Here is a 13,419-nt window from a genome sequence, read left to right as displayed (position 1 = left end):
CATGTTCGACAAACGAATCGCATTGCGACTGACCACCCTGTCAAGCATGATTGCCTTGGCTCTGCCTGTTATGGCGGCAGAAAATTACAATAGTTACCGGCATCATAATCCCGACCGCGACACACGCCAAGAGGTCGTTGGTGGCAACGGATTGCCATCTTATATACCACGAGTTGGCACCTATGCGGGCTCGATTTCCGGCGTGCGTTTCAAAGGAAATGGCATCTATTTCTACAAGCAGGGCCGCCCAGCCTTTTCTCAGGCAAACAGCACCTCGCAAACACTCGCACCCAAGGCGAAGATCATTCACGTCAACGCCAGAACGGCAGGCGCCGAATGCTCCTACGAGGCCGGCGTTTGCGTGATCCGTCCATAACGGACAAAAAAAGGTTCAGATAAACCGCCAGACAGTGGTTTTTTTCACGTCACTGTCTTCGAGTGCGCGCGTCACCGGCACCTGATAGGTTGCCAGCAGCTCAAGCCTTTCCTTGGGCAGATAGGCGCGACCGGGATCACCGACCATCACAGTGATACCCTTTTCACAGAGCGCTACAAACCACGGCACCAGCATCTCGGCAAAGGCGCGGTCGTAAAATACATCACCTGCCAGAAGAACATCGGTACGGAGATCGGTACCGACGAGGTTGTCGCCGATAAAGCCGATTTCAGCAACGTTCTCTGCGGCGTTGAGCGCGATAGCAGTCTGCGCCCAGGGATCGATGTCGGCAGCCATGACACTGGCAGCCCCAGCCTTTGAGGCGGCGATGGCAACCAACCCGGAGCCACTGGCAAAATCCAGTACCTTCTTTCCTGCAACGGTCGTCGGATGATCAAGAACATAGCGTGCAAGACCCTGCCCACCGGCCCAGGCAAATGCCCAGAACGGTGGCGGCAGGCCGATCTCATCCAGTTCTTCTTCGGTTTTCAGCCATAGATCATGCGCCTCACTGGCCAGATGTAAACGCACCTCCGGCACATGCGGCGGCGTCATGACATCCGTGTTGGCACGGACGAACTGGCTGGGATCGGTCTTCACTTCAGTTATCAGTCCGGCGAGCGCGGTGGCTTATCGAGGTTACCCATCCGGCAAACCTCGAGGTATTCCTCTTCGGTCACCGGCTGCACCGAAAGCCGCATAGAGGTGACCAGTGACATTTTCTCCAGCTTCGGATTGGCCTTGACATCCTTCAGGGTAACGGACTTTGGCATGTCGCAAACGGCGCGAATATCCACGCAATCCCATTTGGGATCACCTTCTGCCGTCGAATCCGGATGAGACAGCGCGCAAACCTCGGCAATACCAACCACTTCCAGACCCTCGTTGGAATGGTAGAAGAAGCCCTTGTCGCCAATCTTCATGGCGCGCATGTTGTTGCGTGCCTGATAATTGCGGACACCGCCCCATTCTTCACCAACGTCGCCCTTGGCCTTTTGCTGTGTCCAGGACCATGTGTCCGGTTCGGACTTGAAGAGCCAGTAATTTGCCATGGCCAATTACGCTCCCGGATTGTTGAAGACCCAATTGTAGGGCTTCACTTCGACGCTTTCGAACAGGCCGGCCTTTGCATAAGGATCAGCATCGGCAAGTGCCTTGGCAGCATCGATGTCAGCAGTTTCAACGATCACCAGGCTGCCATTTGGCTTGCCTTCCGCATCGAGAAACGGTCCGGCTATCTTCAAAGTGCCTTCCGCATTCAGTTTGTTGAGGTGCTCAAGATGCACAGGACGGGTTTCCATGCGCAGATTCAGGTGACCGGGCTTGTCTTTGCAGATAAAGGCAAACAGCATTTTCATCTCCTTAAGGGCCATCACTCATTCAGTGGTGATAGGCCGTGTCATCAATTGTTGCATGGCGGTGCGCACATCAAGGCTGCCTTCTATAATGGCAGCCACGGCATCCGTCACAGGCATATCTATCGCAAGTCCCTCAGCCAGCCGGGCAGCAACCGAGGCAGCGAATGCGCCTTCGACCAGACCACCGCCGAATGCGCCAGCATCCAGCCCCTGCCCAAGTGCAATACCAAAACGCAGATTGCGCGATTGGTGGCTCGTGGCCGTCAATACCAGATCGCCAAGTCCCGAAAGACCACGCACGGTATCTGCCTTGCCACCCATGGCCACCACAAGCCGCGACATTTCCGCAAGACCGCGTGAAATCAGCGCAGCTCTGGCGGAATCGCCAAGCCCAGCGCCTTCGACAATACCGCACGCAATCGCCAGCACGTTTTTCAACGCGCCGCCAAGCTGCACACCGGCACGGTCTGTCGAGGCATAGAGCCTAAATGTGCGGCCGGAAATGGTTTGTGCCAGTCTCTCGGCATCGCCAGCCTCAGCTGCCGCGATCGCCATGGCTGTCGGCAATCCCTTGGCGATATCTGCGGCAAAACCGGGCCCAGACAGCACAGCAATCGGGTGACGCGGCAGTTCATGTTCCAGAACATCGGTAAGCAACCGTCCCGACGAGCGATCGATGCCCTTGGCGCAGGTTACGATGATTGCATCATTAGCCAGATAAGGACCGTAGTGGCGCGCTGCATCGGCTTGCGCCTGCGATGGCATGGCAAACAGCACGATACCGGCATCGGTAAGCACATTGGCGTCAGCTGAAAACTGCAGTGCATCCGGCAGGCTGATACCAGGCAGCGCCGCTTCGTGCACGCCATCGGTTTTCAAATCTGCCATCAGGGACGGATCGCGCCCTAGCAGGGTGACGTCGTGGCGGTTTTCCAGCGCCATGACCACGGCAAGCGCTGTGCCGAAAGCACCGGCACCAATAACGACGACCTTTTCGCGCTCGATCATGCCTTTGCTCCGCGCTTGCCAAAACCAATCAATGTTTGCGCCGAAGCATCCAGTGGCCAGCGCGAACGTGGTTGCGTATCCAGACCATCCGATGGCATGTCTTGCGCCATACGCTCAAGTCCTGCCCATGCAATCATCACGGCATTATCGGTGCAAAGATTAAGCGGCGGAGCGACAAAGCGGAATTTGTGCTTGTCACACAGCTCCTGCAACGTCCGCCGGATCTCCTGATTGGCCGCCACGCCACCGGCAACCACCAGCGCAGGCACTCCATCGACATCAGGGAATTCTTCGCGGAACCGCTGCAAGCCACGGCCGATGCGGTCCTTCAACGTGCGCGAAACCGCCTTCTGGAATGATGCGCAGATATCGGAAATATCCTGGTCTGACAGCGGCACGATAGCAGTCGCCGCCTGACGAACTGCAGTTTTCAAACCTGAAAAAGAAAAATCAAGCCGTGTCTCCCCCACCATCGGCCGCGGCAAGGCAAAGCGATCAGGATTACCGCTCGCAGCCACCCGCTCAACGGCTGGTCCCCCGGGGTAGGGAAGTCCAAGCAGCTTGGCAGTTTTATCGAACGCCTCACCCAGCGCATCGTCGATCGTCGTTCCCCAACGCTCATATTGACCGACGCCGCGCACCAGAATGAGCTGCGTGTGGCCGCCGGACACCAGAAGCATCAGGTAGGGGAACGACAGCCCGTCCGTCAGCCGCGCCGTTAGCGCATGACCTTCCAGATGGTTGACTGCATAAAGCGGCTTATCGGCAGCACGCGCAATGGCTTTGCCAGTCATCAAACCAACGATCAGACCACCAATCAGGCCGGGGCCGGAGGTTGCGGCCACCGCATCGATATCAGCAAGTGTAACGCCAGCACTGTTCAATGCTTCCTCAACCAGCGTATCGAGTGCCTCGACATGGGCGCGGGCTGCGATTTCGGGGACGACACCGCCATAAGCGCTGTGCTCATCGAGCTGCGACAAAACGACGTCGGACACGATCTCGCCACGACCGTCAGGATGCCGGATTACAACGGCAGCAGCGGTTTCGTCACAACTTGTCTCTATGCCGAGGATACGTAGAAAGGAGGCCATTAACCTGTTCGTTCATTGCGATGCTTGGGAAACTTAGGTACGAACACCTCCGGTAACAATGGATAGAAGCGGATGCAAACAAAACCTTTCCGAATCGGCACACGCGGCAGCCCTCTGGCACTCGCGCAGGCTTATGAAACACGTGACCGGTTGATGAAAGCGCACAACCTGCCGCAGGAAATGTTTGAGGTGGTTGTGCTGTCCACCATGGGTGATCGCATTACCGACCGTGCGCTATCGGAAATCGGTGGCAAAGGCCTGTTCACGGAAGAACTGGAAGCGCAGCTTTCTTCTGGCGATCTCGACTTCGCGGTACATTCTTCAAAGGACATGCCGACCATATTGCCCGAAGGCCTGTTCCTTTCCGCTTTCCTTCCGCGTGAAGATATCCGCGATGCCTTTATCGGCCGTACGGCAAAAACGCTGATGGAATTGCCGCATGCAGCGGTTGTTGGCTCGTCGTCTTTGCGCCGTCAGGCGCTTATTCGTCGTCTGCGTCCAGATATCAGCACCATCATTTTCCGTGGTCTGGTCGATACCCGCCTGCGCAAGCTGGAAGAAGGACAGGCCGATGCCACCCTTCTCGCCTATGCCGGCCTGAAACGTCTTGGAAAGCAGGATGTGCCAACCGCACTGCTTGACCCGAAAGAATTTCCGCCTGCTCCAGCGCAGGGCGCAATCTGCGTCGAAAGCCGCATAAATGACGCCCGGGCCAATGACATGCTGGCCGCAATCAATGATCAGCCGACCTATGATGCCGTGACGTGCGAACGGGCATTTCTGGGCGCGCTCGACGGTTCCTGTCGCACCCCAATTGCCGGTTATGCCCTTTGTGACGGGGAAGACCTGCATTTCCGTGGCCTCATTCTGACGCCGGACGGACAGACCGAACATGGCATAGAAGTAAGCGGCAAACGTGCTGATGCTGCTGATCTCGGCCGAAGGGCCGGTGAAAAGGTTCGTGCCGCAGCTGGCGCAGGTTTCTTCGAGAGCTGGGATTAAGCATGCGCATTGTCGTCACACGCCCGGAAAACACCGGAAAAAAGACGGCAGCACTTTTGCATGACATGGGACATGACGCGGTGCTTCTGCCACTGGTGGAAGCCCGCCACGATATCGAAGCCGCCAGACTTGCGGTGGCGAGCCCATGGGCTTCACTGACCTTTACCAGTGCTCAGGCTCTTGCCGTGTTGGCGGATGCCAAAATTGATTTACGGCCTTTTGCAAAAAAGCCGGTTTTTGCCGTAGGTCAGGCAACGGCGACTGCCGCCAGACATGCAGGTTTTGAGAATATCCATACTGCGGATGGTTATGGTGAAAGCCTTGCCCGACTGATTGGCGAGCAAATCAATGGGTCCGACGGCACCATCGCGCCCCTGCTTTACCTGGCTGGATCCCCCCGATCATCAGCGCTTGAAACCGCGCTGGATGGTTTGGGAATTACCTATACGACGACGGAATGTTATCGCATGGTGCCGATTGATTGGTCGAATGACGATCTCGACGCCTTGCTGGTGGCAAAACCGGTTGACGCCGTGCTGTTGTTCTCGACTGAAACCGCACGGCTTTTTTTTAAAAATATTATTTCTGACCGCTACGAGAACGAGCTTCGGCACAGCCATTTCTTCTGTCTGAGTGAGAATGTGGCAGCCGCAGTTCCCAAGGCTTTTTCCAGCAATGTTCATGTCAGTTCCCTGCCGTCGCAGGCGGGCCTGCTTGACCTTCTAAAGTCGCATTAGGAACCTAATTCGTGCCTTTGCTCTTTCCTTTGCGGTCATCACTGACTAGTTTTGAATTGTTGAAGGCACAAAGAGGTAGACATGGTCTCGGGAAAACCGCCACGCCACTCCAGGACAAAAGCCGAACCGGTCACGATCGACCTTGATGCAAAGGACGTGAAAACGCTTGCGCCCGGCGCAACAGAGCCGGACAAACAAGAGCCGGTCGTCGCGGCTGATCAGCCTTCACAGGACATTCCTGCCTCATCGCCAATTGAACCGCAGCCGAATGTGGATATTGGCGACGAGCCGAAAGACGAACAGAAAAATGAAAAGCCCTCATTTGAGGAGCAACTTTCAGAGGCCTCTGACAAACCGGATGCCCCGCAAACTCTGGAACGTGAAACTCAAGAAAATGACGTGAAGGAAGCGGCGCAGCAAGAAGAACCAGTCTTCTCGCCACCACCGCCTCCACAGCCCGCCTCGACAGAGGCCCGGCAGGGATCATCAGGCTTCATCGCCGCTGGCATTTTTGGTGGCCTGATCGCACTGCTTGCCGCTGGCAGCATGCAATATGCGGGCTACCTTCCACCCTTCTCGTCAGCAGCCAATCAGGATGCGGAAAATGCACTGTCGGCAGAAATAGCCAGCCTCAAAACGCAACTTTCCGCTCTCCAGCAACAAGCACAATCAGCGCCAGCGGCAGACACCTCGGCCCTTGAGGCACGCCTTGCCGCACTTGAAAATGCCGTACCTGCAGCGAGTGGCGAAAGTGCCGATGTCTCTGGCCTTGCCGATAAAATCGCAAGCCTTGAAGGAACGGTATCCAGCCTTCAATCCGAACGCTCTGCACAGGAAACGGCCACTGCTGATCTGACGCGCCGGTTGAACGATGCTGAAGCCAAACTCAATGAACCGCGGGACGACATCGAAGTCGCCCGTGCCATTGCATCCGCAGGCCTGAAGGCAGCCGTCGATCGTGGCGGGCCATTCCTGACAGAACTGGACACCCTTGCCGGTGTTGCAACCGACGATCCGTCCGTGGCGGCCTTGAAACCTTTTGCCACCACCGGCGTCCCATCGCGTGCCGAATTGCTGCGAACATTCCCAGACGTTGCAAACTCTATGCTGGCCACGTTGAACCAGCCCGACCCCAACCAGTCGATCGTCGAGCGCTTGACCGAAAGCGCCTATTCGCTGGTCAAGGTAAGGCCGGTCGGCAACATTGAAGGTGAGACGCCTGAAGCCGTCATAGCGCGCATGGAAGACAAGATGCGCAATGGCGACCTGCAAGGTGCCGCCCTGGAATGGAATGCTCTCCCCGATGCGGCAAAAACCGTATCAACCGCCTACAAACAATCGCTTGATGCACGGATAGAGGTTGAAAAACTGGTCGGCGACAGCCTGTCGCGCGCCATCAACAGCTCCGGGCAGAAGGGATAAGCGGCATGGCAAAAATTCTGACCTTTATCGTCCTTGTTCTGGCCATCGGTTTTGGTTTTTCATGGCTTGCTGACAGGCCGGGCGTGCTTTCGGTCGTCTGGCAAGGACAGCTCATTGAAATGAGCCTGATGGTCGCGGCCTCCATGATCGCGGTGCTGGTTGCCGCTGTCATGCTGTTGTGGTGGCTGTTTGCCGCCATCTGGACCTCACCTTATGCAGCCCGCCGTTATTTCCGCGCCCGCAAGCGTGACCGTGGTTATCAGGCGCTTTCAACCGGCTTGATTGCCGCTGGTGCCGGTAATGCGCTGATGGCACGCAAGATGACGGCCCGTGCTCAAGGACTGATCAGCGCCGATCAGGAACCGTTGATCCATTTGCTCGAAGCACAGGCAGCCCTCATTGAAGGCAAATATGACGAAGCCCGCCGCAAGTTCGAGGCGATGGCACAGGATCCCGAAACACGCGAACTGGGTCTGCGAGGCCTCTATATCGAGGCACGACGTCAGGGCGCGCACGAAGCCGCCATGCAATATGCCGAAGATGCCGCTGAAAAAGCCCCCTACCTTCCATGGGCAGCTCAGGCTGCATTGGAATTCCGCAGCCGCACCGGCCAGTGGGATGATGCCATTCGCCTGCTCGATCAGCAAAAGGCTGCTCATGTTATGGATCGCGGCGAGGCAGAGCGCCTGAAAGCCGTGCTGTTGACCGCCAAAGCCAATGATAAGCTGGAAGGCGACCCGAAGGGCGCGCGTGATGATGCGCTGCAGGCACTCAAGCTTGCCAAGAGCCTTGTCCCGGCCGCTCTCATTGCCGCCAAGGCCTATATTCGCGAAGATAATCTGCGCAAGGCAGCCTCGGTGCTGGAAAGTGTGTGGAAAATCGCCCCGCACCCTGAAGTCGCGGCCGTTTACGTGCGTGCACGCAGCGGCGATACGGCAATCGATCGTCTAAAGCGGGCAGAGAAGCTGGAAGCCCTGCGACCCAACAACGTTGAATCGCTGTTTACCGTGGCGCATGCTGCACTGGATGCCAAGGAATTTGCCAAGGCCCGCAGCAAAGCTGAAGCAGCCGCCAGAATTGAACCGCGTGAAAGCATTTTCCTGCTGATGGCGGATATTGAAGATTCTGAAAACGGTGATCAGGGCCGAGTGCGTCACTGGATGGCGCAGGCGCTGCGTGCGCCCCGTGATCCTTCATGGGTGGCTGATGGCATTGCCTCTGAAAAATGGTTGCCAATCTCACCGGTCACCGGTCGACTGGATGCCTTTGAGTGGAAGGCGCCGTTTGGACAAATCGAAGGCCCGTTGGAAAATGCCGATGTCAAAGAGGCATTCGCCTCACTGCCACCGGTTGCCAAGCCAGCGACGCCAGAAGCACCTGAGCCTACGCCTGCAGCAGTAAAGCCGATCGACATTCCGCCTGTCGTGACAGTTGTCGAGAAAGCAGAAAAGCCGGTAAAGCCGATCTCAACACCAGCACCAGCTCAAGCATCGACGCCTGCCCCCAAGTCCAAAGAAACCATTGCTGCACCGCCGTTGGCAGAAACGGCAAAGGAAGAGGAACCAGTTCCGTTCTTTGGCGGTTTGCCGGATGACCCGGGCGTTAAAAAGGCCGGCTCTGAACAGGAACCCAAAACTCGGCTCAAGCTGTTTTGATCTGCAAGTCTCATGAAGCGCCAATTTGAACAGGATAGGCATGCTTAATCGTATTCAATCCTTTTTTCAGGAACTTACGGGTGGTCATTCCGGAAAAGACTTTGCACCGGATGATCTGCGTGTCGCTGTTGCGGCGCTATGTTTCCAGGTGATGGAAGCCGATGGCACCATCTCCAAAAGCGAACGCCAGAAATTGCGGGAAATACTTTCGCAATATTATTCGTTGAGTGGCAGCACGCTGGAAGCTCTTCTCGAGGCCGGACGCGAGGCAGGCACCGAAGCGGTCGATTATTACCGTTTTACCACCGATATTCGCCGTCACCTTGATGAAGCCCAGCGCGTCGCGTTGATCGGTATCCTCTGGGATATCGTTTACGCAGATGGAGATCGCAGCGAAATGGAAGACCACGTGATCTGGCGTATCGCCGATCTGCTCGGTGTTTCGGTCCGCGACCGGGTTTTGCAACGGCAACAGGCTGCAACGCGCACCACAAATGTCAGGGAAAATGAAAACGACGAAAATGCTGTTTGACCCCTCCCGTCAACAGAGCCGGAAACCTGCAATACTGGTCGTTCTGCATCAGGAGCGGTCAACACCCGGCAGAGTTGGCCAGATGCTGGAGGAAAAAGGATATTCGCTGGATGTCCGCCGACCAGCGCTGGGTGATGCCCTGCCCGACACTCTGGTGAACCACGCTGGTGCAGTTATTTTCGGTGGCCCGATGAGCGCCAACGATCCGCATGATTACGTCAAGACGGAAATCGACTGGCTGAAAGTGCCACTCAAAGAGGACAAGCCGTTTCTCGGCATCTGTCTTGGTGCGCAAATGTTGTCGAAACATCTTGGCGGCAAGGTTCATGCCGCCAATGATGGTCAGGTCGAAATCGGCTGGTACCCACTGCACAGTACCGAAAAGGGCCGGTTGCTGATGCCACACTGGCCAAAGATGGTCTACCATTTCCATCGTGAAGGGTTCGAACTGCCACGGAGTGCTGATCTTCTGGCAACCGGTGATGCCTATCCCAACCAGGCTTTTCGTTACGGGAAGAACGCCTGGGGGCTGCAGTTCCACGCGGAATTGACCCGCGCCATGATGCAGCGCTGGGTCGTACATGGTGCTGAACGTTTCACGATGCCGAATGCTCAGGTCGGCAGCAAGCACCTCGAGGGACGGATGATGTTCGACACGCCGCTTCGGGCCTGGTTGTCGAATTTTCTGGAAATGGTTTTTGAAGGAAAACCACAGCGCCAGAAAGCGCTGTAAGTCTTGCCGAACACCTCCCCCGAATTTGACGATGGAAGAACGTCTAGAGATGTTTCGGCATATCCAGACTGTCGACTCTGCGCAGCTTCGGGAAGCTCAACGCCCAGACGACCGCCACAGCCAGTGTTCCAAAACCGCCAATCACCACGGCCGGGACAGCGCCGATCACGTGCGCCATGGTACCAGCGCGAAACTCGCCCAGTTCATTGGATGCGCCGACAAACACCATGTTGACGGCATTGACGCGACCACGCACCTCGTCCGGCGTCCAGAGCGCAATCAGCGTTTCACGCACATAAACCGACACCATGTCAGCAGCACCCATCGCCATCAGCGCACCAATGGAAACCCATGCGGTCTGGGACAGGCCAAATACAATAGTCGCCACACCAAACAGCGCCACGCCGACAAACATCAGCATGCCGGCATGATGACGAATGGGGTTAAAGGCCAGAAAAGCCGCAACCACGATTGCACCAATGCCGGGTGCTGCACGCAGAAGACCAAGGCCCCAAGGACCAAGTGTCAGCACTTCCTTGGCAAAAATCGGCATCAGCGCCACCGCACCGCCGAGCAGCACGGCAAACAGATCAAGCGAGATCGCGCCGAGAACGATTTTTTCCTGCGAGATGAAGCGAAAGCCTGCGAGCATGCTTTCCAGAGATACGGCACGGGCCGGGCTGCGTTGTTCCGGCTTCTTGATGGAGAAGGCCAATACAGCGGAAAGGGCAAACAACGCGAGCGCCACTGAGTAGGCAATCCATGCGCCGGCGCCATAAAGCAGGCCACCGGCAACCGGGCCCATGATCGAGGCCATCTGCCAGGACGATGAGTTCCAGGCAATCGCATTGGGCAGGTCTTCTGCCGGGACAAGGTTGGGGGCAAGCGATTGCACGGCAGGGCCCATAAACGCCCGCTCAATGCCAAAGATGACGAGGATAAGAAACACCAGCCACGGCACGAAATTGTGCGTCAGTGTCAATCCCAGCAGCATAGCAGCGCATAGACAGGCAACCAGCAGGCAGCTTGCCATGATCATGCGACGATTATGCCTGTCGGCCACGGTGCCCGTAACCAGAATAAGCAGAAGCGATGGCAGAAACTGAAACAGGCCGATCAAGCCAAGGTAGAAACTGTTACCCGTTACCTCATACATCTGCCAACCGACGGATACGCTGACGATCTGTACGGCAAAAGCTGAAAAGAAACGCGCCGTGAAGAAACGGCGGTAAGAGGGATGCCGGAAAGCGCCGAAGCGATTTTCAGCGGAAGGCAGAGACATTGGTTTGACTTTCGGCTGGTGGCCAATCGATATGAGGCAGGACCACGGCAATAGATGGATGAGGCGCGTGATTATGTCGCGCTTCCATAAAGCTATTAAGCATGAATCACCAGCCCTGTTGCGGCGGGTCTTGCCGGTTCAAGCTGCAATGTCTAAATGTCTGTCTGCAACTCATGGAGATATTGATGCCAGGCATTATAGACGCGCTGCTTAGTGTTATCGTTCTAGCACTGAATCTGTATTGGTGGATATTGATCGCAAGCGCCATTTTTTCCTGGCTCTATGCGTTCAACGTCATCAATTCAAGAAACCAGTTCGTCAGCTCGATTGGCGCCTTTTTATACAACGTTACAGAGCCAGTCCTGCGTCCCATCCGGCGTGTTCTGCCAAATCTCGGCGGTATCGACATTTCACCGATCATCGTTCTGCTTGGCATCGTTTTCCTGCAGATGATCATACAAAATCCGATCCGACCGTTCCTGTTGTCGCTGTTCCAATAAGGCATCACAGACTGCCCATAGGACTGCCGGTGTAAACTTATAGACCGGCAGATGTCTTCACCGACAGGATGCGCTGGTATGACCGACAGACCGTGGACCGCGTTCAACGACCATCTGTGTCTGTCTGTGCGCCTGACACCAAATGGTGGGCGCGACGTGCTGGAGAGGCTGGAAACAAGTGCTGATGATGATGTGGTGCTGAAAGCACGTGTCAGCGCCGTACCGGAGAATGGCAAGGCCAACAAAGCCCTTATTGCTTTGCTCGCAAAATCTCTGCGCGTACCCAAGAGCACAATTTCATTTATATCGGGCGAAACAGCCCGTAAAAAAATCCTCCGGATCGATGCTGACCCGGAGGACTTGATAATCAAGCTTGAAAAGCTGCTGGATCAGCCCTGAGCCTTGTAGCGCTCGATGGCTTCAACGATCAGCTTCTTAGCAACGTCTACGTTCTGCCAGCCGCCAATCTTAACCCACTTACCCGGCTCAAGATCCTTGTAGTGCTCAAAGAAGTGTTCGATCTGCTTGAGCGTGATTTCCGGCAGGTCTGTGTAGTTTTCGATCTTGTCGTAGCGGCGCGTCAGCTTTGGAGCCGGAACCGCAATGATCTTCTCGTCCTGACCGCCATCATCTTCCATGACCATGACGCCAATAGGACGAACGTTGATAACGCAACCCGGTACCAGCGGACGGGTGTTGCAGATCAGAACGTCGATAGGATCGCCATCATCAGACAGGGTATGCGGCACGAAACCGTAGTTTCCCGGATAGGTCATCGGGGTATAAAGGAAGCGGTCCACGATCAGAGCGCCAGCTTCTTTGTCCATCTCGTATTTGATTGGGTGGCCGCCAACCGGCACTTCTACGATGACGTTCACGTCATCAGGCGGGTTCTTACCAATAGAAATTGCATCAATACGCATTCGTGATCCCTCAATCCAGGTGTGGTGGCCAAGTGTAATGGTGGATCGTTCGATACTGGGAAACAACCTGCAATGCAACACAGGCTTTGGTACGAAGCCGAATTTCAAGAAAAACGGTAATAGCGACCGCGGGTTTCAAGCAATACGTGTCCTGCCGTATTGCCTTTTACTTCCAGGCGTAACCAACTTTTTTAAGTTGCTTGCCAGCAAAGTCTTCCATGCCTTCTGCAACATCGCGGCCGCCATGCGATCGGAAGAACCGGTTTGCCAGTTCGCTGTCTTCAAGGCACCAGACGACGATGCCATCACAGCCAAGCGATTTCAGCAGCCGGCGAGCTTCGGTAAACAGTACCGAGCCAAGGCCGATACCCTGATATTCAGGACGCAGATACAACTCATAGACTTCGCCATCATGTGGCAGGCCACGGGCGCGGCTAAGGCCGAGCGTCGCATAACCGGCAATAACACCAGCCACTTCGACCACCAGCATGGTCGCGGAGCCGCGTGTCGCCTTGCGCCACCAGCTTTCGCCACGGCGTTCCAGCATCTGCGTCAGGGGCTTGTGTGGAATGAGACCCGAATAGGTCTGTTCCCACGACATACGGTGTGCCTGGGAAATGGCACCCGCGTCCTGCGGTTCTGCTCGGCGAATCTCTATCGATAACGTTTTCATAACGCGCTTCTGGCCCCGGCGAGGCAAACTTGCCAGCCGTAAAGGTTAACGACCTGAAGCTTAC

Annotated in this window: 17 protein-coding genes; 9 read left to right on the top strand and 8 right to left on the bottom strand. The window is 56.1% G+C overall.

Annotated features, from left to right (window positions below; translation table 11 throughout):
• The first annotated feature begins 1 nt into the window (after position 1).
• Complete coding sequence (locus M2418_RS23965; protein ID WP_250984284.1) at positions 2 to 376, top strand: hypothetical protein; 375 nt, start codon at positions 2 to 4, stop codon at positions 374 to 376.
• A 15-nt stretch (positions 377 to 391) separates the two neighbouring features.
• Here M2418_RS23965 and M2418_RS23960 read toward each other — a convergent pair whose 3' ends face one another.
• The 5 genes from M2418_RS23960 to tsaD are packed head-to-tail and all read right to left on the bottom strand — an operon-like array spanning position 392 to position 3,896.
• Positions 392 to 1,036, bottom strand: a complete 645-nt coding sequence (locus tag M2418_RS23960) for a methyltransferase (RefSeq protein ID WP_259149555.1) — start codon at positions 1,034 to 1,036, stop codon at positions 392 to 394.
• Positions 1,037 to 1,044: 8 nt separating this feature from the next.
• Complete coding sequence (locus M2418_RS23955) at positions 1,045 to 1,488, bottom strand: EVE domain-containing protein (RefSeq protein ID WP_192490413.1); 444 nt, start codon at positions 1,486 to 1,488, stop codon at positions 1,045 to 1,047.
• A gap of 6 nt (positions 1,489 to 1,494) precedes the next feature.
• Positions 1,495 to 1,788 (bottom strand): YciI-like protein, encoded by a 294-nt coding sequence (locus tag M2418_RS23950; protein WP_259149553.1) that lies wholly within the window; start codon positions 1,786 to 1,788, stop codon positions 1,495 to 1,497.
• A 24-nt stretch (positions 1,789 to 1,812) separates the two neighbouring features.
• Positions 1,813 to 2,802, bottom strand: coding sequence for an NAD(P)H-dependent glycerol-3-phosphate dehydrogenase (locus M2418_RS23945; RefSeq protein WP_259149552.1), 990 nt, complete (start codon positions 2,800 to 2,802; stop codon positions 1,813 to 1,815).
• The gene (gene tsaD, locus M2418_RS23940; RefSeq protein ID WP_259149551.1) at positions 2,799 to 3,896 is read right to left on the bottom strand and encodes a tRNA (adenosine(37)-N6)-threonylcarbamoyltransferase complex transferase subunit TsaD; all 1,098 of its coding nucleotides are present in this window, start codon (positions 3,894 to 3,896) and stop codon (positions 2,799 to 2,801) included. Before tsaD ends, M2418_RS23945 begins: the two co-directional genes overlap by 4 nt.
• Before the next feature lie 72 nt (positions 3,897 to 3,968).
• Here tsaD and hemC point away from each other — a divergent pair, with 72 nt between their 5' ends.
• The 6 genes from hemC to M2418_RS23910 all read left to right on the top strand — a co-directional run bounded on the left by hemC (position 3,969) and on the right by M2418_RS23910 (position 9,977).
• Positions 3,969 to 4,898 carry a hydroxymethylbilane synthase gene (gene hemC, locus M2418_RS23935; protein ID WP_259149550.1) on the top strand — a complete coding sequence of 310 codons (930 nt, stop codon included), beginning with the start codon at positions 3,969 to 3,971 and terminating at the stop codon, positions 4,896 to 4,898.
• Positions 4,899 to 4,900: 2 nt separating this feature from the next.
• The gene (locus tag M2418_RS23930) at positions 4,901 to 5,635 is read left to right on the top strand and encodes a uroporphyrinogen-III synthase (RefSeq protein ID WP_259149549.1); all 735 of its coding nucleotides are present in this window, start codon (positions 4,901 to 4,903) and stop codon (positions 5,633 to 5,635) included.
• 81 nt (positions 5,636 to 5,716) lie between these two features.
• Entirely contained in the window at positions 5,717 to 7,057 is a 1,341-nt protein-coding gene (locus M2418_RS23925; RefSeq protein WP_259149548.1) for a COG4223 family protein, read from the top strand.
• Between the two features lie 5 nt (positions 7,058 to 7,062).
• Positions 7,063 to 8,712 carry a heme biosynthesis protein HemY gene (locus tag M2418_RS23920; RefSeq protein WP_259149547.1) on the top strand — a complete coding sequence of 550 codons (1,650 nt, stop codon included), beginning with the start codon at positions 7,063 to 7,065 and terminating at the stop codon, positions 8,710 to 8,712.
• A gap of 40 nt (positions 8,713 to 8,752) precedes the next feature.
• Positions 8,753 to 9,244, top strand: a complete 492-nt coding sequence (locus tag M2418_RS23915; protein WP_250984276.1) for a TerB family tellurite resistance protein — start codon at positions 8,753 to 8,755, stop codon at positions 9,242 to 9,244.
• On the top strand, positions 9,234 to 9,977 hold the full coding sequence (locus M2418_RS23910) for a glutamine amidotransferase (RefSeq protein WP_259149619.1): 744 nt from the start codon (positions 9,234 to 9,236) through the stop codon (positions 9,975 to 9,977). Before M2418_RS23915 ends, M2418_RS23910 begins: the two co-directional genes overlap by 11 nt.
• A gap of 43 nt (positions 9,978 to 10,020) precedes the next feature.
• Here the strand turns inward: M2418_RS23910 and M2418_RS23905 are convergent, their stop codons facing one another.
• Entirely contained in the window at positions 10,021 to 11,259 is a 1,239-nt protein-coding gene (locus M2418_RS23905) for an MFS transporter (protein ID WP_259149545.1), read from the bottom strand.
• A gap of 185 nt (positions 11,260 to 11,444) precedes the next feature.
• On the opposite strand from M2418_RS23905, the gene M2418_RS23900 reads away from it, so the two are divergent.
• Both M2418_RS23900 and M2418_RS23895 read left to right on the top strand, forming a co-directional pair.
• Positions 11,445 to 11,759, top strand: a complete 315-nt coding sequence (locus M2418_RS23900; RefSeq protein WP_259149544.1) for a YggT family protein — start codon at positions 11,445 to 11,447, stop codon at positions 11,757 to 11,759.
• 78 nt (positions 11,760 to 11,837) lie between these two features.
• Positions 11,838 to 12,158, top strand: coding sequence for a DUF167 domain-containing protein (locus M2418_RS23895; protein WP_259149543.1), 321 nt, complete (start codon positions 11,838 to 11,840; stop codon positions 12,156 to 12,158).
• On the opposite strand, the gene ppa is transcribed toward M2418_RS23895, so the two are convergent.
• Positions 12,149 to 12,682: an inorganic diphosphatase gene (gene ppa / locus M2418_RS23890; protein WP_192490425.1), complete on the bottom strand. Its 534-nt coding sequence runs from the start codon at positions 12,680 to 12,682 to the stop codon at positions 12,149 to 12,151. The genes M2418_RS23895 and ppa overlap by 10 nt on opposite strands.
• Positions 12,683 to 12,848: 166 nt before the next feature.
• Positions 12,849 to 13,355, bottom strand: coding sequence for a GNAT family N-acetyltransferase (locus tag M2418_RS23885; RefSeq protein WP_192490426.1), 507 nt, complete (start codon positions 13,353 to 13,355; stop codon positions 12,849 to 12,851).
• Positions 13,356 to 13,419 lie beyond the last annotated feature (64 nt).

The organism is Rhizobium sp. BIGb0125, assembly GCF_024810055.1.
Taxonomy (GTDB): domain Bacteria; phylum Pseudomonadota; class Alphaproteobacteria; order Rhizobiales; family Rhizobiaceae; genus Agrobacterium.
Note: the sequence above shows the minus strand (reverse complement) of the source record. Positions and strands in the feature narration are given on the sequence as shown.

Excerpts from the sequence above, each read along its gene's own strand:
- M2418_RS23965 (WP_250984284.1), top strand. The coding sequence starts at position 2 with ATGTTCGACAAACGAATCGCATTGCGACTGACCACCCTGTCAAGCATG.
- M2418_RS23955 (WP_192490413.1), bottom strand. The coding sequence starts at position 1,488 with ATGGCAAATTACTGGCTCTTCAAGTCCGAACCGGACACATGGTCCTGG.
- M2418_RS23950 (WP_259149553.1), bottom strand. The coding sequence starts at position 1,788 with ATGCTGTTTGCCTTTATCTGCAAAGACAAGCCCGGTCACCTGAATCTG.
- M2418_RS23945 (WP_259149552.1), bottom strand. The coding sequence starts at position 2,802 with ATGATCGAGCGCGAAAAGGTCGTCGTTATTGGTGCCGGTGCTTTCGGC.
- tsaD (WP_259149551.1), bottom strand. The coding sequence starts at position 3,896 with ATGGCCTCCTTTCTACGTATCCTCGGCATAGAGACAAGTTGTGACGAA.
- hemC (WP_259149550.1), top strand. The coding sequence starts at position 3,969 with ATGCAAACAAAACCTTTCCGAATCGGCACACGCGGCAGCCCTCTGGCA.
- M2418_RS23930 (WP_259149549.1), top strand. The coding sequence starts at position 4,901 with ATGCGCATTGTCGTCACACGCCCGGAAAACACCGGAAAAAAGACGGCA.
- M2418_RS23925 (WP_259149548.1), top strand. The coding sequence starts at position 5,717 with ATGGTCTCGGGAAAACCGCCACGCCACTCCAGGACAAAAGCCGAACCG.
- M2418_RS23920 (WP_259149547.1), top strand. The coding sequence starts at position 7,063 with ATGGCAAAAATTCTGACCTTTATCGTCCTTGTTCTGGCCATCGGTTTT.
- M2418_RS23915 (WP_250984276.1), top strand. The coding sequence starts at position 8,753 with ATGCTTAATCGTATTCAATCCTTTTTTCAGGAACTTACGGGTGGTCAT.
- M2418_RS23910 (WP_259149619.1), top strand. The coding sequence starts at position 9,234 with ATGCTGTTTGACCCCTCCCGTCAACAGAGCCGGAAACCTGCAATACTG.
- M2418_RS23905 (WP_259149545.1), bottom strand. The coding sequence starts at position 11,259 with ATGTCTCTGCCTTCCGCTGAAAATCGCTTCGGCGCTTTCCGGCATCCC.
- M2418_RS23900 (WP_259149544.1), top strand. The coding sequence starts at position 11,445 with ATGCCAGGCATTATAGACGCGCTGCTTAGTGTTATCGTTCTAGCACTG.
- M2418_RS23895 (WP_259149543.1), top strand. The coding sequence starts at position 11,838 with ATGACCGACAGACCGTGGACCGCGTTCAACGACCATCTGTGTCTGTCT.
- ppa (WP_192490425.1), bottom strand. The coding sequence starts at position 12,682 with ATGCGTATTGATGCAATTTCTATTGGTAAGAACCCGCCTGATGACGTG.
- M2418_RS23885 (WP_192490426.1), bottom strand. The coding sequence starts at position 13,355 with ATGAAAACGTTATCGATAGAGATTCGCCGAGCAGAACCGCAGGACGCG.